This window comes from Glaciimonas sp. GNP009 (assembly GCF_054343755.1).
On sequence record NZ_JBTGUV010000004.1, the window covers coordinates 2929011 to 2950262 of the forward strand.

A 21252-nucleotide genomic window follows, 5' to 3' on the forward strand; every position below is an offset into this window, starting at 1 on the left:
CTTCACATCGACCAGATTAGCATCGCTTGGGCGACGGTTTCGAAAGAGGTCTAATAGTTGTGCCAAAGGTCGCGTCACTGTTCTCGGGCCGGATCAAGTCCGGGAATAATGTGAGTAAATTAGAAAGATTGCATGCTTTCAAGCAGCGTCATTAATCTGTCATTAATGACGCTGCTTGCTCTAAATGATTTGTCGATCATCAGCGCTCAGTCAGAATTCAAGCTTTCTGGAAGAGGGCGTAAAACAGACCATCATGATCTTGCTCATCGCTCATTGTCGGTATTAACTGGCCCGGTGCGGTCAACCTGATAGCTTGATTGCGTTGTGCAAATGCCACAGCTTGAGCCTCCGACTCTTGCGGCCATAATGAACAGGTTACGAGCAACAATTTACCATCTGGTCGTAGCATCTGCCAAAGGTTGTCCAGTATATCTGCCGAAAGTGTTGCAAGTTGGTCGGTATCTGTCCCACGCCGCAGCCACCGAATATCGGGATGGCGGCGAACGATACCGGAGGCGGTACAGGGAACGTCAGCCAGAATACGGTCGAATTGTTGTCCATCCCACCAGCCGTTTGTCGTGCTCGATACGCTTTCCGAGTTGCCAGGATGAGCGCCGATGCGCGCGTCGCCTACTTGTAACGTTGCGTTCAGCTGCAGTCGTTGCAGATTTTGCGCTATGCGTTGCAGTCGCTTGGCATCGTGATCGAGCGCGGTAACCGTGACATCGGCCAGTTCCAGCAAATGACATGTTTTGCCGCCAGGCGCGGCACAAGCATCTAACACTCGCATGCCATCCTGAAGATCCAATAAGGGTGCTGCCAATTGCGCGGCCGCATCCTGAACTGACGCCAAACCATCTTCAAAACCGGGAATTTGGTTCACTGGTAATGGTTTGTCGAGACGTACCGCAACCGGACCAATTTGGCGGGCGCCAATATTATTTTCTGAAAGGAGCTGCAAATACTTTTGAACGCTTATCTTGCGTTGGTTAACGCGCAATGTCAGCGGCGGCGGCTGATTGCCGCGTGTCAAAATTGCTTGCCAGTCTTGTGGATAAGCCGCTTGCATCTGGTCAATCCACCACACTGGATAATTCCACAATGCCAAAGGATTTTTGTTTGCTTCCGCGGTAAGCGTATCGCGTTCGCGTAAAAAGCGTCTTAGTACCGCATTGACCATGCCTTTTGCATGCGCGATGTTAAAGTCTGAAGCAGTCGCGGTGACGGCTTGATCCACCACGGTAAAGTGGTCATAAGCGGGCTTGTCGACCTCGGCCAGCAAACTTAGTGCACAGCACAACAAGCCATGTAGCAGCGACGGTTCTGGTGCTTTGCTGGTCAATGCCGCAATCAGTACTTCGGCCAAGCCGACGCTGCGCATGGTCCTATATGCGATATCCTGGATCGCTCCTCGCGTCGCGGCGGGCGCGGCGGATTGGGCAAATACCTGTGATAACGCCTGCGGTAACGATGCACCGTCGCGTACCATAGCGATAGCCTGACCCGCACCCAATAATGCGTAAGCTAGCGATTCAGTTTTAAGGGTAGAAAAATTCAATCTGTTTTTTACGTCCGGCCGTAAAGAAGGAGCCTTCGAAGCAGGTTTAGCTTGAAGTGTCGGCTGGTGGGACTGGTGCGACGACTGTAATGGGGATCGCGCCGGTGAGGGCGTCGGCGATCTTGCCGGTGAGCGCGTTGTTGATGGCGAGGCCGGTGTGATGGCTTTCTTTACGACGCGAATTTTATTTTTGTCCATAATTGGTGTTAAACAGCCTTAAACTTTAGTGAGAGCAAGCTTGATACCCAGCGCGATAAAAGCGGCGCCAACGGTGCGTTCCAGCCATTGCTTGATATGAGGATTGTTGCTGGCATGACGGCTAAGTGTGCCAGCTAACATTGCAGTACCACTGTTCCAGCACAACGACATCAGCGCAAATACCCCGCCCAGTATTAAGAAGGCGAGTATTTTATGCGGTGAGTCAGGTTTTACGAACAGTGGGAAAAATGACAAGAAAAACAAAATAACTTTCGGATTCAGCACATTGGTAATCAGCGCCTGGACGAAAATCGTACCATGTGCGCGCACATCTTGGGTTCGGACGCCTTTGGTCAATTGATCGGGTTTTTTGAATAGCATTCTGAGGCCGAGGTAAATCAAATAACCGCCACCAACAAGCTTGATTATCATAAAAGCCGATGCAGAAGCGGCCAGCAAAGCCGTTAGGCCGAATGCGGAAAGCGTACCATGAACCAGACATCCTGCAGTAATGCCGAGTGCAGACATTAAGCCAGCGGAGCGACCTTGCGCCACGCTACGACCAATTATATAGGCAGTGTCCGGGCCGGGCGTAGCATTTAATAGCAATACAGTCACGCAAAACAGGCCCAAACTGGTGATGCCAAAATAGCTTGTCAACATTGGTTTTCGTCGCCGCATCGAATGTGAAGACGTGATTGTAACGGCATGCGTGGCGGCTGCGGGCAGAGACTGTCGATTTCCGCTAAAGTAACGCGTTATCTCATCTATTCCAAGAGCCTGTCGGACTGTAGGGTAATCGCCTAAAAATGATCTGGACGGCCCCTATTTCAGAATTTTCTGGCCATTAGCTCCTTATGGTGCTTCGACGCGGGGAAGCGTGTATCCACGCTTAGCCCACCGCTTAGCCCGTTTTTTGCTGCGATTCCGTAAATCCGTTTACCTCTTAGGCAATTCTTGTTTGTCATCGTCATGCGATCACGTTACTTATTGCGCAGTAGTAAAAGAATTGAAGCATCGCATGCGTATTATATTTATCTTAAAGGCAACTGTATGACTGCAACATCGGCATCACCGGCCAGCACTTTGGCACCGGCCGCGATTCCCACCTGGATTACGCTATTACTGGCGATCGCTTGTGGCGCTATTGTGGCTAACTTGTACTATGCGCAACCACTCATTGGCCTGATCAGCGCGACAATCCATTTATCGCCAGCGGCGGGTGGGTTAGTCGTCACGTTATCGCAAATAGGTTATTGCCTTGGGCTGCTGTTTGTTGTCCCTCTGGGCGATCTGATTGAAAATCGTCGTTTGGTTGTTATTGCGTTAATTATCTCTGTCATCGCGCTAATCGCCGCGGCACTTTCGCAAAATGCATGGCAATTTTTGCTGGCCGCGTTAGCCATTGGAGTGAGTTCGGTTGCCGCGCAAGTGCTGGTTCCGTACGCTACTTATCTGGCGGCACCGGAAAAGCGCGGTCAAGTAGTCGGTAACGTGATGAGCGGCTTGTTGTTGGGTATCCTGTTGGCGCGTCCGATGGCGAGTCTGATTGCCAATTTTTGGGGCTGGCATGCCGTGTTCGCTATGTCGGCGGTGGTGATTTGTGTTTTGGCGATAGTTTTGACGCGGCATTTGCCGCCACGCTATCCAACTAGCGGAATGGCCTACGGTCGCTTGCTTCACTCGATGTGGGGATTGCTTACCACTACGCCGATATTGCGCCGTCGTGCCGCTTATCATGCCCTGTTATTTTCGGTTTTCAGCATGTTTTGGACAGTGGTTCCGATGGTACTGACAGGGCCGATGTACAAATTGTCTCAATTCGGTATTGCGTTATTTGCGTTAGCCGGCGTGATGGGTGCCATTGCCGCTCCGATCGCCGGGCGATTGGCTGATAGGGGTTTGACGCGACCGGCAACTGGGGTGGCGATAGTATTGGTATTGATTTCCTATCCCGTTGCACATATTGGCACGGCTGGATCGCACTTTTCGCTCGGTATGTTGGTTGTGTCGGCGTTGCTGTTGGATATGGGTATATCGGCCAATTTAGTGCTCGGTCAACGCGCTATTTTCTCGCTTGGCGGAGAGGTGCGTAGTCGATTAAATGGCTTGTATATGGCTATATTTTTTGCAGGTGGTGCAGTTGGCTCTGCAGTGGGCGGTTGGGCTTATGCGCACGGTGGTTGGAATTTGGTGTCTTGGTTCGGTCTTGCAATGCCTTTGGTGGCGTTGCTTTATTTCTTTACCGAGCTCAAGAAGGAAAGTCCATCGAGCGCCAATCTGGACGCTTGTTAGGTGCTTAGTGGCCTAGTGGCCGATTTTTGCGACTTATTTGCTATTTTGGTATTGGTCGTGCATGGGATGACTTTACATGCAATTGATACCGATGTTGGTGCCATTTCAACAAACGCCATGATACTGCCTGGCAGTGGGCGGTTGTTGAAAGTGAGTTTTGGTCGCTTAAAAGACTAATCTTCTCGTTCTCAAATACCCCAGAGTACGTCGTTTCCAGCCTTGTTGGCTGCCACTAACATATCCAGCAATGGCCGCGTGCGTGCTGCGTAAGCCACGCGTTCTGTCGTTTCGTGACCGTGGTCATCGCCATTTTCTCCGTGATGGGCGACTACGTCGCGCTCAACTTCGGCCGATTTTTCGTGCGCCGATGTTCTGGCGACTTCACCTTGCAGCAACTCGACTGCATGACCAGTTTCGGCGGCGGTGATGACACCAATTTTGGCTTCTTTGTGCAGCAATTCAAAAATGCGTTGAACATGTTGCTCATACATCGTGACGTCGGGTGACGCCTTGCATTTAAAGGTAATTAACATAAAGCCTCAGCATATATTATTGTTGATGATAGACGACTTCAGGATACCTGTTTGTTCTTGTCGTCGCCACTATTGTGACTTTTCGTTACATCCGAGCAAGGTTATTCAGTCTTGTATGAATACTATGATATTGGTTTTCTTGAGGTGTCGCAACACGACAATCAAACCAAGCAGGGCGCCTTTAGCTAGCTTTGAATGATTGCATAAAGGTTTCCACGCTCTCGGTTGATACCGCTTTTTGCGGACCAATCACAATGACCTGATAAATGTATTGCCCCTTAGCTTCTAAATGGGCGAACAGCACTTTCGGTTGACCGTTATTTTCTGGGGGACCGAGCGCTTCGATATCAATTTTGCTCACATTGCCCTGTGGACCACCGGAAACAGCGCTGGCAGACTCGGACTTAACGCTACCATTAATATTTTTGACGAGCGCTATTTTCATCGCTTGAATTGCCGAAGTTGCCTGATTAACATCATTTAGTTTTGCGCTGCCCACAGCGAATACGATACCGTCAACTTCAGTTGCAGTCATCGTCATGTTCAGTTTGATGCCATCCAGATCAACCGAGCGTGAAAAGGTGGATGGCTTGGATGGTAGTAGAACACTAAAAGGGGCATCATTTCCTTGCACCTGACGCCAGTTAAATGTGGGCGAGCACGCGCTGATCAATAGGATAAGCGATATACCTACTGACACATACGCTGCACGCCTGGATGAAGCGAAAGAATTTTTAAAAGACATTTTTAACAGAATAAGTATCGAAGTAAATATCAGATTAATGGCAAATTGTGGGTGGTTCACCTTACCTAAAGGTGTCTCATTTTTACGGTATCTGATGCTGAAAAGTCCGGACGCCCAAAATCACGCCCGTGCCCAATAATATTATCCCCACTATAACTGCCGCACTCGGTGCAGTGCCGCGCAGTATGAACGCATACAGCAATGCTGCCAAGGTTTCGAAAACAATGAGTTGCGCTAGCAACGTGGTCGGCAAATGTTGGCTTGCCTTATTCCAAAGAAGCGTTCCGATCCACGACGCGCAAAATCCGATCAATAGCATCAGCCCGATGAATAGCCCAGGGCGCGGTCCGAACGGAAATGGGTAGAGATCGCCAGATAATTTCAGATAAACAAAATAGCCGAGAAAGCCAATCAGCGCGAGTGGCAACGTGGCCAGTCCCTGCGCTGATGCCCACGTTGTTGAGCTGATATGTGGATTCGCCTTGAGGTAGCGTGAATTGACAATCGGATACCAGGTCCAGGCGGCGACAGCGGCGATAGCGATCAGACAACCGAGGACATAATCGGATACAGAGCGGTGATGGGTGGCGATTTTCATGTGCGCTAATTCTGCGCTATTGACACACAGCAAGCCGATCAGAATGATGGCGACGGAGGGCAATAGGAGACGCCACGCGACGCTGTCCGCACCATGTCCGGGTGACCAATTTGAACATACTGAAATGACGACGGGAAGGGTGCCGATGATCATCGTCGGCAGCGGTGCATCCGCCAGTTGGATGGCTGTTGCCAGCGCCGCGTAATAGAGCAAATTACCGACCAATGAAAGTTTTAACGCGGCCCACCAATCGTCCCGCCTAAGCGTTCCGATGCGTTTGCGGTCGACTAACGCCGGGATAATGGCAATCAGACCAAACGCTAGATAACGCCCAAGCGACAAAACAATGCCTGGATAGTCGGCGAGTAGCAACGGCGTTACAAACACCATGCCCCACACTAATCCAGCGCCTAAAGCGCAGAGTACGCCGATTAACAAGAGCGCTCTTGCAGGTGACTATTTTTTGGAGGGAATTTCACGCAGCACAATTTAAATAGTTTAATTAAAAATCGATAAAATTCTATTGGAAGAGTTTGCTTGGCTGCAAGGACTGAACGTCGCACAGAATGCCACATTGCGCCACGTTGCACCAAGTTTAAGATAACCGTGCCAAATGACGCCGCACCGACAATACCGCGCCAATTAATCCCAAGCCTGCGCTGATAGCCAGTAACGCCACCGTAAAGTTGAGGTCTAGCGGCAGCAACAAAAACTCGGAGGCGTACAGTCGCGCGAATTCGGCGATGGCCTGATTGAGCGGCTGCAATCCCAAGGCGACGCCGCCCAGTGCCACGCCGCCAGCACACAAGCCAAGCAAAGCGCCGGAATAATAGAAAGGGCGGTGGATGTAGGCATTCGTCGCGCCAACTAATTTTGCGACGATGATTTCTTCGCGTTGCGTCAGGACCTGCAAACGAACTGTATTGAATACGACTGCGACCACCACAACCGCCAGTGTGACGGCCAGAAATAGCAACATCAGGCGGGTAATGTGTAACAACGCCGCCAGACGTTTTACCCAGTCTGAATCGACTTGAACGTTATCAACTCCGGGTAACGCCTTTAATTGCGTGGTGATGGAGTCGATCTGATTGGCCTCGGTCAGATTATTAAAGCCGGACAATTGCAACACGTACGCATCTGGCAGCGGATTTTGCCCGAGCGTGGTGAGTGCGTCAGCCAAACCGGTTTTGCCTTTCATGTCGTCCAGTGCCTGTTCGCGTGGGACGAATCTGACTTTAGCGTTCTTATCGTGCTGCTGCAAAATAGACCGGATAGGTGCGCCCAGCGCGGTGGCTTTCTCGCGTGAGATGTCCATCGCAGCGAACACGCTGATTTCCGGCTGTACCGCTAATTGCTCGGATACCGGACGCACGTTTTGAAGCAGTGTTAAGCCAGCGAACGGTAACGCGAGCGCAATGGCAACCACTAAAACGTTCATGGCGAAGCTACCGGGCGCCTTGCCTAAATGTGAAATCGCACCGGCAATTGCCGAGACGTGCTGTCGTAGCCATGTTTTCATTTGTTGCCTCGTGCCCCGGAATTTTGCCAATGGTCGACGATTTGCCCTTGATCCAGAAATATCACATGGTTGGCGCTGTGTAAAAACTGTTCATCATGGGTTGAAATCAGGCACGTCACACCCGCTGCATGGAAGGACTTCAATGCATTAAGAACGTGATCCGCGTTGTCGCGATCGAGGTTGGCGGTGGGTTCGTCTGCCAGAATAATTTGTGGTCGATTGACGATCGCACGGGCAATCGCCACGCGTTGTTGTTCGCCGCCGGACAGCGTCTGAGGCTGGGATAAGGCTTTATCGATCAGGCCAACTTTGTCGAGCGCGGCGCGCGAACGCGTTTCCGCTTCGATGCGTGTCGCGCCGGTGACGAGCAAAGGCAGCATCACATTGGCCAACACGGTGCGATCTAGCAGCAACCGTTGCTCCTGAAAAATCAAGCCAAGATTACGTCTCAGATAAGGGATGCCAGACGCCTTTAACTTGCCAACGTTCTGACCACTGACCGTCAATGTGCCACTACTTGGCCGTTCGATTGCACCAATCATTTTTAATAACGTGGATTTACCCGCACCTGATGGACCCGCCAAAAAGATCAGGTCGCCTTTATTGATCGTTAGTGTAATGTCGCGTAAGGCAAAAATGTCGCGTTCATATTGTTTTGAGACTTGGCTAAATTTAATCATTATTTAAAAATATGTTAAAAATGCGTAAATAGTTCATCAAACACAAACTAACTCAGAATAAAAGAGCGTTAGCGCAACAATGCATCCACAAAGTCGGTCGCATCAAATGGTTGCAGGTCCTCGATTTGCTCACCCACGCCGATAAAGTACACAGGAATTGCGCGGTTTATCGCTATGGCGGCCAATATGCCGCCCTTTGCGGTACCGTCCAGCTTCGTGATAACCAGACCGGTCAGGCCAAGTGCATCATCGAAGGCTTTGACTTGCGCCAGTGCGTTTTGACCGGTATTGCCATCAATCACCAATAGAATTTCGTGCGGAGCAGATGCCATCCCCTTGGCGATAACTCGTTTTACTTTTTTCAACTCATCCATCAGATGTAGCTGGGTCGGTAGACGGCCCGCTGTATCGATCATCACAACATTGGTTCCGCGTGCCTGTGCTGAATGCACTGCATCAAAAGCCACCGCTGCCGGATCGCCGGATTCCTGCGCGATAACGCTGACATTATTGCGTTCGCCCCAGATGGTTAGCTGCTCGCGGGCAGCAGCGCGAAAGGTGTCGCCTGCGGCCAGCAAAACCGATTGCTTATGTGCTTGCAAATGTTTGGCGAGCTTGCCTATTGTGGTGGTTTTGCCAGCGCCGTTGACGCCCGCTATCATCATCACCAGAGGTTGATGTTTACCGATTTCCATCGGCTTTTGCAGCGGCTTCAGCAGAGAAATCAAAATAGAGCGCAACGCGGCTTTGACTTGAAGGGCTTCGGTCAGGCGTTCATCCTTAACCGTTTTCTTCAGTGCCTTCAACACAAAGTGGGTCGCTTCGACGCCTGCATCGGAGACCAAAAGCGCGGATTCCAACTCTTCGTACAGGTCATCATCGATTTTTGCGCCGACGAATAATGTGGTGAGATTGGAAGACGTTTTCGATAGGCCGCTTTTTAAGCGGGTGATCCATGAGCGCTTCTGTTCGGCAGCAACAGCCGCGGGAACGATGAACTCTTCCTCGTATTCTTCCTGATATGCTGTCGTTGCAGCGACGGCATCTTGCGGCGCTGGCGAGACAAAGATCGGGTCCGGTTTGGCTGGTATGACGGGCGCAGTGCTGATCGTCGGTGCGTCCGGCTTTGTTTTAACGGTCGGCAGAATCAAGTCTACTTGAATAGACTTTTCAATCGTATCGACCGCATCAGAAGGGAGCGCCTCACCCTCTTTCGAAGAGATGAATTCTGTTGGCGTCGATGATGGCTCTGACGCAACAACTTGTTCTGGATCAACCGCTTTATTAGTGAGGCGATCCAGCCATGAGCGCTTGGGCGCAACTATTGGCACTTCCTCTGAGGGCGGAATGTCAATTTGTTGAGAGATCGGTTCGGAAATGTCTGTTTGCGATGGGTCCGGCAAAGGTGCTGGCGCATGAGGTTGCAACTCAGGCAATGAATCGACGTCAACTTTGGGTTTTTTCTTGAAGAAACTAAACATCAGTGGCCTGGGGTCAGAAAGGCATTCAAATAGGGGCAGTGCGGCGGCAGTAACGACACACCGCGCAGAAATTAATCGCAAGGTACAATCCCGGCATTCTATCAGAGCAATGCCCATCGAATTCAACATGGCTTGCAGTCCAACCAGCGAAGAAAGCAAATGAAGCAAAGTAAAAAACCAGCTCCGGTGCATCGTCAACCACCGGTTCAAGCGCGTCAGGTACGCATCATCGGCGGCCAATGGAAGCGTACGCCCTTGGCTGTGATCGATAGCGAGGGATTGCGGCCGACCCCCGATCGGGTACGCGAAACAGTATTTAACTGGTTGACGCATATACTAGATGGCCGTTGGTCCGAGATCCGTTGCCTCGATTTATTCGCAGGTACCGGCGTTTTGGGTTTTGAAGCAGCGAGTCGTGGTGCCGCAGCGGTCATGATGGTGGAGCATAACACCCCGGCGGTGCGTCAATTAGAGGCGACGAAGTTAAAATTAGATGCAAGTGTGGTAACAATCCAACGCGCAGATGCCTCGACTTTTTTGCAAACGTTGATCGCAAAGCCGCTAACTGATGTCGAGAGTAGCACTGAAAAACCGCGTTTTAACCTGATTTTTCTCGATCCACCGTATCATCAGGGTTGGCTGGGCAAAACACTGCCTCTATGTGAACGCTTGCTTACAGAGGGCGGTCTGATATATGTTGAGGCGGAATGTTCGCTAGTGGAAGCGGACGGAACAGCCTCGCCAGAATGGATGTCGGGTTGGCAAGTGGTGCGTGCTGACAAGGCAGGAATAGTGTTCTATCATTTGTTGCAACGACAGCAACGCTAAATTTGCGTATTTATCAGGCATAATGCGCGCTCTGATTGGGGCACTTGAGAGGAAACAAGATGGTCACAGCTGTATATCCAGGAACATTCGATCCACTAACGCGTGGTCATGAAGATTTAGTGCGCCGCGCATCGGGATTATTTGATAAGTTGGTAGTCGGCGTCGCTGACAGCAAAAGCAAAAAGCCTTTCTTCTCTTTGGAAGAGCGCTTATCGATCGCCAATGAAGTGTTGGGACATTACCCGAATGTACAGGTGGAAAGCTTCTCCGGACTGCTTAAAGACTTTGTGCGTCAGCATGATGCCAACGTCATCATGCGTGGTCTGCGTGCTGTGTCGGATTTTGAGTTTGAATTTCAGATGGCCGGGATGAACCGCTACTTGCTGCCAGATGTAGAAACCTTGTTTTTGACGCCATCGGATCAATACCAGTTTATTTCGGGCACGATCGTGCGGGAAATTGCAACGCTGGGTGGCGATGTGTCTAAATTCGTTTTCCCATCGGTTGAAAAGTGGTTAAAGGAAAAATTGACTGCGCAGGCTGCGGTTCAGCAAGGTAAAGTATAAAATAGGGGTCATGGCGGCGTTTGGCCGCGCAAGACTGAATAGAGCAATTCATGGCATTAATTATTACTGATGATTGTATTAATTGCGACGTATGCGAGCCAGAGTGCCCGAACGGCGCGATTTATATGGGGCCGTTGATTTACGAAATCGATCCGCATAAATGCACCGAGTGCGTCGGGCATTTTAACGAGCCGCAATGCCAGCAGGTTTGTCCTGTGAGTTGCATTCCTCTCGATCCCGCATGGCATGAAAGCAAGGAGCTACTGCAAGCGAAATACGAGCGCTTGCAGGCTGAGCTGAAAGTCGGCCTTTCGTAACTGCCGCAGTGGTGTTTGGTTTTCCTATTCAGCTATGTGGGCCAGCCTATTCCCGACCTTGAATACTGTTCTCTTCGGCATCTTTTGCAAGCCCGTTATTAGGGCGATTTTGTGTAAAGCCTCAACGCAAATGCTTAATTTGTTAAGAGATTTACACTGTGAGGTCAAATGTCGGGTCCGGCATGTCAGCTGCGGACGCCGTCAAAATGCCAATTCAATCTCAATTTCCTGTCCGACTCGCAACACTTCCCCCTCTCCCTCTAGCAAAATGGTGTTCATGCCAAAGGTAATGCCGCCATCAACTTTTGGATTTGCGCGATAAGTTTGCAAAATATCGATTGGGTCAGGTCCGGGTTTGCCGGTGGCCTGGTCTACTGATGGGATAGGGCAGCGCGGGCAAGGTTTTACGGGTTGCAAGCGTATTTTGTCGATGCTGAAAGTCTCGACAAAATCTTCTTCAAATGGCTCCACGCCATCAATCACAATGTTAGGTCGAAAGCGATTCATCGGTAGCGCAACGCGTCCCGTAATCCGTAATTTTTGATTTAAATCATCCAGTGACGCTTGTGATATCAGGAGGATGGGATAGCCATCAGAAAACAGCGTCGGCACCTCTCGTCCCCCGGTCCATTTTTTGCTCGCCAGACGTTTAATGGCTGGATCAAAATGCACCAATCGACAAGGGATGCCAACTGCTTCAGAAAACCAGTCAGCGATAACATCGCCACAATCCTGTGCGCTCAGGCTATCGTCCCAGACAGTGACCGTTAGTGAAGTCGGCATTGGTAGAATCGTCCCGACTTCCGAATTATCCACAGCGTGCGGCACGTTCAGCGTCTGCATTCCCGGCGCTGTCACACGCATCCCGTCTGAGTGCAGGCTCGGCACGATCAATGCCATCTGCGGAATTTCACGTTGCGTTAAAAATTGACCCGCCAAATCCACCACCATCCATTCGCGATCGTTCGCCTGTTCACATCGCAAGCCCGAGCGCGTCATGGTCGCCTCTGTCAATGCTATTCCAGTGCAGGATTTGATCGGATAAATAATCAATGAGGTGATGGTTGGCATACGAGGATTGCTTTCAATCTGTGGTTTATAGCTGAACGTTTATAACGCAATTTGTAGCTAAAGTTTATAGTTGAAGATATCGGTTATGCCGTACCTTTATGCGCATCGCCGATGATTTGGTGCAACCAAGCGCGCAATAAACTAAGGTTGCTATTTTGGCAGAATTGCGTGGCCATACTGCAAAATAAGCACCACGCGCAGGAGCCCGTATATCAAACTGGCTGCCGACAGCAAATAACCGCACCAGGCGACCGCTGGTGAGATGGTGATGGACGAGACATGAGCGTGCCAGTGCGATCCCCTGACTCGCAGCGGCAGCTTCGAGCAGATGCATCGGATCGTCGTAGACGGGACCGCTTTGCGGTTCACGGCCTATTATGCCAGCCGCCTTTAACCAGACTTCCCAGCCGCTATAGTGCGCATAGCGCAGTAGCGGCAAGGCAGATAGCCCGCCGGGAGTAATAGCCGGATGCGCGACCAGAAATGCAGGGCTGCACACGGGGAAGGTCACTTCCTCCAGTAATTTTTCATTTGGTGTTTGCAACGTTAGCTGCGTACCATGACGTCATCTCCTCCTTTTAGGATATTGTGCATGAAGCTCTCTTTTCGTATTTTCGCCATATTTTCGCTGGGTTATTTTGTTTCTTATCTGGTTCGGGGTATCAATTTACCGCTAGGGCCATTGTTGAGCAGCGAACTTGGGCTGTCGCCAGCCCAACTTGGTTTGTTGACGAGCATATATTTCTTCGCATTTGCTGGTTGCCAATTACCACTAGGTATTTTTCTTGACCGTTTTGGTCCACGTAAAGTCCTCGCATTGTTGCTAATAGTGGCTATATTAGGTGCGCTTATTTCCGCTAATGCGCATAGCTTTGGTACGTTGTTAGTTGGTCGGTTTTTGTTGGGTGTCGGGACTTCAGCCTGCATGATGGCTGGCCTTAAGGCGATTATTGCTTGGTTTCATCATGAGCAATTACCCATGATGAATGGTGCGCTATATGCCATCGGCGGCCTTGGTGCGATGGTGACTGGCACGCCTGTCACCTGGGCGCTCGGCTTGACTAGCTGGCGCATGTTGTTCGTCATCGTTGCTGTCGGCACTGGTTTCATTGTATTGGCCTTATTATTTTTGGTCCCTGAAAAAGACGATCAACATCCAAAAAGTACCTTGTCCTCGCAAGTGCGCGGGGTACGCGACATTTTTCGGAGTGCACTGTTTTTGCGTACAGCACCTTTAGTGATGATTAGTCAGGGTGTATTTTTGGGCGTTCAAGGTTTATGGGCTGGTCCTTACTTGCGTGATGTCTCGCATCAGTCTCCAGCCGCAGCCGCAGCCCTTGTAACGGTAATTGGGTTAGCGATGGTGATCGGTGCTGCAGGGTTTGGATTGCTGGCGCGCCGCCTGCAAAAAAATGGTATTTCCATTCATGCGACCGCTGGTGCGGGCATGTTGTTATTCATGGTGTCGCAGTTACTGATTGTATTGGGTGCGCCAGTTCCTCTTTGGCTGTTATGGGGCTTCTACGGTATGACCGGTACGGCAGGCGTACTGACGTACGCATCGTTAACTAAAGAATTTCACGGACATCTTGCCGGGCGCGTCAGCACGGGGCTGACACTGGTCATGTTTGTTGGTGCTTTTATCGTGCAATACGGGTTTGGTTTATTGCTAAATGCGTGGCCGCATGAAGATGGAAGTTATGCTGTCAGGGCGCATCAAGCCAGTTGGTTGATCGCTTTGGCGGTGCAAGTCTGCGCATTCTTTTGGTTTTGCCGGAAATTGCCAGTGCTTGAGGCGGACGTTCGTGTCCAAGCTTAAGCTCGGCAAGCTTAGACAAACGCAAACAAATCGTTAGGGTAGTTCTCAATGTTTTTGCTGAACGCCACAATCATCGTCGCGACCAAAATAATGGAAGCCGTGCAAAAAAATATTAGTGCCGAAATCGCTTCTCCAGTAACGCGTCAAGACAAAAAGAAGGAGTAATATCATGAGCAACTTTACCTGCGTCATCAGTGTGCCTGCAAAGTTAGGTGAGTGCCCGCGTTGGGATGAAATGACCCAACGCTTATACTGGGTCGATATTCTGGCACCAGCGATCCATTTTTTTAGCCCGACCAGTGGTGAACATCAAACCTTGCCGGTCGCAGAGCATATTGGTTGTTTCTCGCTGGCAGATGATGGTGGATTTGTAGCCGGTATGCGCTCGGGAATCTGGTTATTAAACGCAGAAGGGAAGCAAGTCACAAAGCTGGCCGATAACCCTGAAGATCAGGCCCATAGCCGCTTTAACGACGGACGTTGCGATAGTGAAGGCCGGTTCTGGGCGGGTACATTGGATGAGCCGAAAGCGGGTAACAACGCCCATTTATATCGCTTCGATACACGCGGTCTGGCCGTAATGGACGCCGGTATACTTACATCGAATGGTCTTGCGTTCAGCCCTGATCAACGCTGGATTTATCACTCGGATACGCCAAATTTTGTGATCTACAGGCATTCCTACGACGCCGCTAGTGGCGCGGTCGGGAGCAGGGAAGTATGGGTGCAATTTACACCGTCAGCCACCGATCGGGGACGTCCTGATGGCGCTGCGATAGACAGCGAGGGTTACTATTGGAGCGCGATATATGAAGGTGGTCGGGTAGTGCGGATTTCTCCTGCGGGAGATATTGTGGAGACCTATCCGTTGCCCGTGCTTTGTCCGACCATGTGCGCGTTTGGCGGCGACGATTTAAGGACCTTATACGTTACCAGCGCGAGCCAGGGTCGTCCCGACGCTGAGTTGCTGCAACACCCGCAATCCGGCGGCGTCTTTGCCATGCAGGTAGATGTGCCCGGTTTGAGGGAACCACGTTTTCGGACCCCGGGCGCTCAGGCTGCTAATCGATAATCGGAAGCGCGTTGTTTTGCGCTTCATTTAGCGTGCTCGTTTGCGTTCGCCCCAGTAGCCAAACTCGTCTTCATGCACGTCAATATCTAGCTCCAGAACGCGTTGCTGAAGTTGATCTTGCGCGTCCCGAACTGCCTTGTTATAAATGGATGGTCCTATCTCATCGAGTATGAAAGCCAGTAATGCACCCGCTTGAAGATTCCCGATTGACTCTTCCATGGGTTCGTCGAAATAACGTTCAATTGATTTAATCGCCTCGTGACGTGTTTCTTTTTCCAGTTCAATAGTCATTTGTTGCCACACTTAACGATTTTCCAGCGTGAATTATGCCATTTTCCGCGGAAAAATTGGATCCATCACTGTTAAAACCGCATGTCAAACTTCGAGGAAGAGGAGTGGTAGTTAAGATGTTGGCACAATATCGTGCCGAAAATACTGCGCGGAGGGACGGAGAGTGACCGATGCGGCTTGGCCAAGAAGAAGTACGCGAGGTGACGTGCTTAAGTCATCTTAACAAGCGTAACTTCGTATCAACAAAAATGTATTAAATGTCATTTGTATTTCAAGCGTGAGCGGCGGTACTAAGCACTGAATACCATCCTCTAAGCCGATGGACGACCATGTCGCTCTATCGGGAAAGGCATCAAACTAACCGCCCAAGCTTATAAGTCAGAACATTTTCAGACAAATTACATTTTATGTTCCATGTGGCGATGGTGCTTCATCTTCATCCGCTTTTGAACGGCATGGTGGCGCTGTACTGGTGCCGCATGCTCTGACTCCATACGGCGATCATTACGCGCCTCTGGATGGTCGGATAAGCCCTGCGCTTGCGCAAACGGTGAAAAAGCCAGGATTAACGCAGCAACGGCAAGTAGTTTTTTCATTTTCAATCCTTCGCAAAGTGGGAAATCACAATCCGCATCAACAGCGGCCTGACTTAAAAACGCTGCTAACGATATTCGGTTGACAGCTTTGGCGCGACACATGATCGTGTCCTATGGGAATAAATCGCAAATATAATTATATTTATACCAAATAAATATGGAAAAAACATCTTTAATGCGCCAATAACCGCATCGCATAATCTTTCTTTTTGTCCGAATAACCGGACGCAAAGAAAGATATTTACATAACGAGGTTGGCTAGAATACGTTTAATCTCAGGCCGCTCTCATTTCAGGAGGACGATAGCGGATTGCAAGAAAAGAGATCGTTATCCCATTCCCCTTCCACCATCTTTTCCCGTCGCCAATTCAAACAGATCAAATGCATCGTTGTATAAGAACGATTTTTTTACTGGCTGGCGATATTCTCCGGAGGTGGCGTAAGCGATGACGTTTTGTTCGCAGTCATGCTTGGTCCTTGCAATAATTGAGTCGGTTTTATCACCATCTATATTTTCAGCTACCCAATAAGTTAACTTCATTCGCTCTCCGCGGTGTGATGTCAGTTTTGCCGTTCTTTAGGCTGCCTGAAATCATTATCCGCTTTACTGAGATATGGGTGGGGCATTTTAAAGGGTGAGAAAGGATCTTCGCCTTCGCTATTGCAGCGAGGGTTGGGTCAAAGCCAATTATTGATGTGCTGCAAAATCTAAAGTCGCTAATGGTCACGCCAACAGATTCCCGCACGGACACAATCAGACAATGACGACCACGCGCGCATACCGAACTGCCGGAGTAGGTTGAGGCGCGATGCACTCGCGTCAAATCGACGTCAATGCATCGCTATTTTGAAACGTTTAACAAGCTGGCGATACGATTAATGTGTCGTCCTGGCTGTTTGATCTGCGTTATTTTTGCGCCCTGCCTGACTGCTTGAAGTTGGAGTTGAAGCATCTTTTTGCTGTTGCTTGTCCGGTGTCTCTGGGCGCTCATTAACAGTTTTCAGAATGGCGTCGCTTGACGACTGCCACGTGCTTTTGACGATATCGACCACCTGTTCAGCGGTAGAAGGTATATTTTTGGTGAGCTCTGTCAACAGCCCCGAGCCATGACGGCTCGCTTCAGCGATGTTTTTAGCCATCGCCTTATTACATGCATCCTTAGTGGCAGAAGCAATACGCATTGCTTCGTTAGCGTAATAAGTTGCGCTTTGCATTTCGCGCTGATTGTGCGAGGCGCTGATGGAAAAAAAATCCTGCGAATTTTTCGCATCCATAAGCTCCTTGGCAAAAACCATCGATTCTGCCAGAGTCGCTTTGATGACATCCATATTGAGCCTTGTCAGTTCCTCAATACGCTCGTTTAATTTGTCGCTTAAGGTCGATGCTATAGCGTGCTGCGCTTCAGCATGTGCTTTGATGGTCGCGGAAACCTGTTTGGGAATAGTAAGCATGACCTGCTCCTTGAATAGTAGATAAGATGTAAAGAATTCCGGTGTTGGATGTATTTACTCGTTCGGCAGACTACGTGAGGCGCAAATTATTGCGAATACGCATATCCGCTCACGACCAGCGAAATAAGCGGATCCGATAATATGACGCTACGGGACTCCACTTTGGTAGGTTTGATATGGTCAGTTTGACGACGCATTTTTTTTGGTATATCGGTTGCCAAAAAATGGGCGCCCATCGCAAACCATTCGTCGTTAGATATGATGCGCTGCGCCAAGGGTAGTAATTCCTCCTCTTCCATCGCGAGTCGTTTCAGCAAGTTGTTGCAAGAGCGCTCAATGGAAGAATACAACTCAGTCGTATCGTTGGAACTTCTCTCGGAGCTGACTTTGGCCCAGGCTTTCACTTCATCGAGTATCTTCCTTCCAATCACCTTAGATGATTCCATCTCGGATAAGCGGCGATCAGCTTGATGCGTGACACTCTGGATTGCGGGGATGACGTATGTCTCAATTTTGCGCTTGCGACATCCAGCGGCAAGTCTGGAGAATTGCTTGATGACAGATTTGCGCGTGGCAACGTCAAGACGCTGGCGGTCTGCATTGATCTGCAGTAGTTGTTGTGCAGCGGACAACAGAAAATGCAGTCTCTTTTGCTCCATCGAAAGACTGAGAAAAGCATAAGTTGTCGTTAGCATATCTTCTCCAGAGTTTCATCACGCGAATGAGCGGAAGGCCTAGTGATGCATGGCGCATCAACGACCAGCTAAAAGTATAGAAAAAATTATAGGTCGGAAAAATGAAACCACAAGCAAGTTTATGGGCTTATTTTATGTCCCGATTTTCTCCTTTTTTTATGCGGGATCTGAGTGATTTTTTATCTTAAAGATGGTCGCAAAAGTCCAAAAAAGTGCAGATGTGATCCTTATTGGCCTGACCTTGTATTTATTGGTGCGTTAATACCGTGGGCTACAAAAGAGTCGAAGAGGGTTGCTGCGAGTAAAGAATTATCGAAAACGCCTTTGATAATTCACATCTTTATTTCTTATGAGAAATTAAGATGCTGTCTAGCAATTAACATAGTCCAAAATGAGGTGTCCAAAGCAGGCGCAGCTTGACCGAAACCAAGCTGCGCCCATCTTAATAAAATCCTCGATCGTTTAGAAAAGCCAAAATGGTTGAAGTGTGGCAATGGCAATGGCGCTGACGCTGAAGCAAGTGCCAAGTACCAAGTACCAAGTACCGCGTTGTAGTTGGTGCGCTGCATAATGAATATCTCATGTAGTAATTGGGTGACCTTCCGATTGCGCAGCCGACCAATCCCCCGACTTCCCACCGTGCTTTTCCAGAACCCGAACATCTGAAATGATCATCCCTCGATCGACCGCCTTACACATGTCGTAAATTGTCAGCAGCCCGATTTGAACAGCGGTCAGCGCTTCCATTTCGACGCCGGTTTTGCCGATTGTTTCTGCCTGCACGGTGCAACGAATACTGGACAGTGGAACATCGATAGAAAAATCGACCGTGACTCGCGTCAGTGCTAGTGGATGGCACAGCGGTATCAGGTCACTGGTGCGTTTGGTGGCCATAATGGCGGCAATGCGGGCGATCCCGAGGACGTCACCTTTCTTGGCGCTCCCGGACGTAATGAGCGCCAATGTTTCCGCCTGCATGCGGATGGTGCCACCGGCGATGGCGATGCGATGCGTGTCTTGCTTCGCGCCGACATCGACCATGTGCGCCTGACCGCTTTGATCAAAGTGGGTTAAAGAAGAATCTGGGGACGTTTTATGTGTCATGGGTTGATAGTTTCGTAAGTCGCGAGGCGGTCTGTTGACGGTCATCCTGCGTGTAATAATTGTTATTTAAAGGCGATTATAAAAATCGCGCTTTAAGCTTGCGCTTTAATACAGTAATAATAAAAGTGCCGATTGAACTGAGTGTGTCATGTTGGATTGGGATTACCGATAGGGAACAAAAATTCTCTGTCGGTATCATAGCACCGTGGTTTTTATATTTTATCCTTCCCTTATTTAATCGCTGAAAATTTTTTGTTCCGATGTCAGGAGTTGTTCATTGTCAATACGTTCTTTTTACCTTAACGCGCGCCCACGCCGATTCTTTTTATTGGGTTCAACCTCGGTGAGTAGGGCGCTGTTGCTATTGTTCGCACCTGCGTTTGTTGCGGCACAAAATTTACCCGTATTGGGCGATGCTGACCGGTCTACGCTGTCGCCGTTGATGGAGCGCAAATTAGGCGAAGAAGTCATGCGGGATATCCGTCGTGACCGTGATTATATGAACGATGGGCCGCTGCTCGAGTATTTGAATAATTTCGGAAACAAGTTGGTATTGGCGCGACCTGACGTGCGCGGTGAAGCAAATTTTGATTTCTTCTTTTTTGCGGTGCGAGACCCGGTTTTAAATGCTTTTGCATTGCCGGGTGGATTTATCGGCGTGCATTCCGGCTTGATATTGGCCGCGCAGAGTGAGTCGGAATTGGCTGCAGTGCTTGCGCATGAAATAGGGCACGTTACGCAGCGTCATCTGGCGCGCATGCTGGGCCAGCAAAAGAACGATTCAATGATTGCATTAGCCTCGATGTTGCTGGGTGCGTTGGTTTTACGCGGCAGCGGCGATGCTGGCGCTGCGATCATGATGGGCGGTACTGGTTTTGCGATGCAGCGACAACTCAGTTTTAGCCGTGATGCCGAGCGTGAAGCGGATCGAATCGGCTTAGCGATTTTGGGGGAGAGTGGTTTTGAGACTTCAGGAATGGTGGCTTTTTTTGGTCGGCTGCAATCAGCATCCAGAAACTATTCGGATGCCGTACCCGCATACTTGTTGACCCATCCTTTAACTACGGAAAGGATCGCCGATATTGAGGCCAGAATAAGGGATCAACGTTATAGACAGCACGCGGACAGTCTGGATTTTCAGTTGATACGCGCACGCGTGCGCGTGTTGCAGGATACTTCCGAAAAAGGCCTGCGAGATGCGCATTTAGTGTTTGAAAATCAGCTTAGATTGCATGTAAAGCAGCAAACCGTCGCTGCTAAATACGGTTTGGCTTTTATTGCGTTTAAACAGAATGCGTACGATAAAGCGGAACGTCTTTTAACGGAAGCGAGCGCGTCGGCAGCACCTGCGAAATCGAGCCTTGCATTGAGCGACCTTGATATCGAGATTAAGTTGGCATCGAACCGTACAGCGCAGGCGTTGAAATTGATTGCTACCGCAATGGATGAGTTCCCCCTAGCGCGTAGCATGGCTTATCAGTATGCGAACGCGTTGATCGCTGATAAGCAGTTGGCTGAGGCCGCCGCTTATCTAAGAGAGCAATCGCAGCTTTATCGTAAGGACGCGGATATACAGGATCTATTGGCCAAGGCATACGCTGCACAGGGTAAGCAAGCGCTGCAACACATGGCGCTGGCTGAGTCGTATGCATTAACCGGCAGTCTGCCTGCAGCAATTATTCAGTTGGAGATAGCGCGCAAAGCACCGGACGCGCAATTTTATGAGCAAGCGGTGATTGATGCTCGTTACCGAGAATTGAAGGAACGCTGGAAAGATGAGCAGGAAGATACAAAAAATCGGTGACACTCGTGATGCCGAGTTGGATTGTGG

The 21252-nt window shown here is 49.9% G+C and carries 23 protein-coding genes; 7 read left to right on the top strand and 16 right to left on the bottom strand.

Annotation, left to right across the window (positions count from 1 at the left end):
* Positions 1-217 precede the first annotated feature (217 nt).
* Both rsmB and ACXX82_RS13760 read right to left on the bottom strand, forming a co-directional pair.
* Positions 218-1756 carry a 16S rRNA (cytosine(967)-C(5))-methyltransferase RsmB gene (gene rsmB, locus ACXX82_RS13755; RefSeq protein ID WP_458563095.1) on the bottom strand — a complete coding sequence of 513 codons (1539 nt, stop codon included), beginning with the start codon at positions 1754-1756 and terminating at the stop codon, positions 218-220.
* 18 nt (positions 1757-1774) lie between these two features.
* Positions 1775-2419 carry a LysE family translocator gene (locus ACXX82_RS13760; RefSeq protein WP_322235627.1) on the bottom strand — a complete coding sequence of 215 codons (645 nt, stop codon included), beginning with the start codon at positions 2417-2419 and terminating at the stop codon, positions 1775-1777.
* Between the two features lie 390 nt (positions 2420-2809).
* On the opposite strand from ACXX82_RS13760, the gene ACXX82_RS13765 reads away from it, so the two are divergent.
* Positions 2810-4051 (top strand): MFS transporter, encoded by a 1242-nt coding sequence (locus tag ACXX82_RS13765; RefSeq protein WP_322235629.1) that lies wholly within the window; start codon positions 2810-2812, stop codon positions 4049-4051.
* A 188-nt stretch (positions 4052-4239) separates the two neighbouring features.
* Here the strand turns inward: ACXX82_RS13765 and ACXX82_RS13770 are convergent, their stop codons facing one another.
* From ACXX82_RS13770 to ftsY, 6 genes are all read right to left on the bottom strand, one after another.
* Positions 4240-4584 (bottom strand): DUF1840 domain-containing protein, encoded by a 345-nt coding sequence (locus ACXX82_RS13770; RefSeq protein WP_458563096.1) that lies wholly within the window; start codon positions 4582-4584, stop codon positions 4240-4242.
* 181 nt (positions 4585-4765) lie between these two features.
* Complete coding sequence (locus tag ACXX82_RS13775; protein WP_323505812.1) at positions 4766-5284, bottom strand: hypothetical protein; 519 nt, start codon at positions 5282-5284, stop codon at positions 4766-4768.
* Between the two features lie 127 nt (positions 5285-5411).
* The gene (locus ACXX82_RS13780) at positions 5412-6365 is read right to left on the bottom strand and encodes a DMT family transporter (RefSeq protein WP_323505811.1); all 954 of its coding nucleotides are present in this window, start codon (positions 6363-6365) and stop codon (positions 5412-5414) included.
* A 157-nt stretch (positions 6366-6522) separates the two neighbouring features.
* Positions 6523-7449 carry a permease-like cell division protein FtsX gene (ftsX, locus tag ACXX82_RS13785; protein WP_322235636.1) on the bottom strand — a complete coding sequence of 309 codons (927 nt, stop codon included), beginning with the start codon at positions 7447-7449 and terminating at the stop codon, positions 6523-6525.
* Positions 7446-8129 carry a cell division ATP-binding protein FtsE gene (locus ACXX82_RS13790; protein ID WP_322235638.1) on the bottom strand — a complete coding sequence of 228 codons (684 nt, stop codon included), beginning with the start codon at positions 8127-8129 and terminating at the stop codon, positions 7446-7448. Before ACXX82_RS13790 ends, ftsX begins: the two co-directional genes overlap by 4 nt.
* Before the next feature lie 68 nt (positions 8130-8197).
* Complete coding sequence (ftsY, locus tag ACXX82_RS13795) at positions 8198-9124, bottom strand: signal recognition particle-docking protein FtsY (RefSeq protein WP_458564002.1); 927 nt, start codon at positions 9122-9124, stop codon at positions 8198-8200.
* A 645-nt stretch (positions 9125-9769) separates the two neighbouring features.
* Between ftsY and rsmD the strand changes: the two genes are divergently transcribed.
* The 3 genes from rsmD to ACXX82_RS13810 are packed head-to-tail and all read left to right on the top strand — an operon-like array spanning position 9770 to position 11321.
* Positions 9770-10438, top strand: a complete 669-nt coding sequence (rsmD, locus tag ACXX82_RS13800) for a 16S rRNA (guanine(966)-N(2))-methyltransferase RsmD (RefSeq protein ID WP_458563097.1) — start codon at positions 9770-9772, stop codon at positions 10436-10438.
* A 59-nt stretch (positions 10439-10497) separates the two neighbouring features.
* Complete coding sequence (coaD, locus tag ACXX82_RS13805; RefSeq protein WP_322235642.1) at positions 10498-11004, top strand: pantetheine-phosphate adenylyltransferase; 507 nt, start codon at positions 10498-10500, stop codon at positions 11002-11004.
* 50 nt (positions 11005-11054) lie between these two features.
* Positions 11055-11321 (top strand): YfhL family 4Fe-4S dicluster ferredoxin, encoded by a 267-nt coding sequence (locus tag ACXX82_RS13810; RefSeq protein WP_322235644.1) that lies wholly within the window; start codon positions 11055-11057, stop codon positions 11319-11321.
* Between the two features lie 201 nt (positions 11322-11522).
* On the opposite strand, the gene ACXX82_RS13815 is transcribed toward ACXX82_RS13810, so the two are convergent.
* Positions 11523-12392, bottom strand: a complete 870-nt coding sequence (locus tag ACXX82_RS13815) for an MOSC domain-containing protein (protein ID WP_322235646.1) — start codon at positions 12390-12392, stop codon at positions 11523-11525.
* A gap of 64 nt (positions 12393-12456) precedes the next feature.
* Positions 12457-12936, bottom strand: a complete 480-nt coding sequence (locus ACXX82_RS13820; protein WP_322235648.1) for a LysR substrate-binding domain-containing protein — start codon at positions 12934-12936, stop codon at positions 12457-12459.
* 48 nt (positions 12937-12984) lie between these two features.
* Here ACXX82_RS13820 and ACXX82_RS13825 point away from each other — a divergent pair, with 48 nt between their 5' ends.
* Together ACXX82_RS13825 and ACXX82_RS13830 are read left to right on the top strand one after the other, a co-directional pair.
* Positions 12985-14211 (top strand): MFS transporter, encoded by a 1227-nt coding sequence (locus ACXX82_RS13825; RefSeq protein WP_458563098.1) that lies wholly within the window; start codon positions 12985-12987, stop codon positions 14209-14211.
* 169 nt (positions 14212-14380) lie between these two features.
* Positions 14381-15283 (top strand): SMP-30/gluconolactonase/LRE family protein, encoded by a 903-nt coding sequence (locus ACXX82_RS13830; RefSeq protein ID WP_458563099.1) that lies wholly within the window; start codon positions 14381-14383, stop codon positions 15281-15283.
* Positions 15284-15310: 27 nt separating this feature from the next.
* Here the strand turns inward: ACXX82_RS13830 and ACXX82_RS13835 are convergent, their stop codons facing one another.
* The 6 genes from ACXX82_RS13835 to moaC all read right to left on the bottom strand — a co-directional run bounded on the left by ACXX82_RS13835 (position 15311) and on the right by moaC (position 19421).
* Positions 15311-15574 (bottom strand): DUF2164 domain-containing protein, encoded by a 264-nt coding sequence (locus ACXX82_RS13835; RefSeq protein ID WP_458563100.1) that lies wholly within the window; start codon positions 15572-15574, stop codon positions 15311-15313.
* 398 nt (positions 15575-15972) lie between these two features.
* Positions 15973-16272: a hypothetical protein gene (locus ACXX82_RS13840; protein ID WP_458563101.1), complete on the bottom strand. Its 300-nt coding sequence runs from the start codon at positions 16270-16272 to the stop codon at positions 15973-15975.
* A 226-nt stretch (positions 16273-16498) separates the two neighbouring features.
* Entirely contained in the window at positions 16499-16711 is a 213-nt protein-coding gene (locus ACXX82_RS13845) for a hypothetical protein (RefSeq protein ID WP_322235657.1), read from the bottom strand.
* 335 nt (positions 16712-17046) lie between these two features.
* A complete protein-coding gene (locus tag ACXX82_RS13850; protein ID WP_458563102.1) occupies positions 17047-17622 on the bottom strand; it encodes a phasin family protein in 576 nt (191 codons plus the stop codon).
* Between the two features lie 86 nt (positions 17623-17708).
* The gene (locus tag ACXX82_RS13855) at positions 17709-18317 is read right to left on the bottom strand and encodes a hypothetical protein (protein ID WP_322235661.1); all 609 of its coding nucleotides are present in this window, start codon (positions 18315-18317) and stop codon (positions 17709-17711) included.
* 579 nt (positions 18318-18896) lie between these two features.
* Positions 18897-19421: a cyclic pyranopterin monophosphate synthase MoaC gene (gene moaC / locus ACXX82_RS13860; RefSeq protein WP_322235663.1), complete on the bottom strand. Its 525-nt coding sequence runs from the start codon at positions 19419-19421 to the stop codon at positions 18897-18899.
* Positions 19422-19698: 277 nt separating this feature from the next.
* Between moaC and ACXX82_RS13865 the strand changes: the two genes are divergently transcribed.
* On the top strand, positions 19699-21225 hold the full coding sequence (locus tag ACXX82_RS13865; RefSeq protein ID WP_458563103.1) for a beta-barrel assembly-enhancing protease: 1527 nt from the start codon (positions 19699-19701) through the stop codon (positions 21223-21225).
* Positions 21226-21252: the final 27 nt, after the last annotated feature.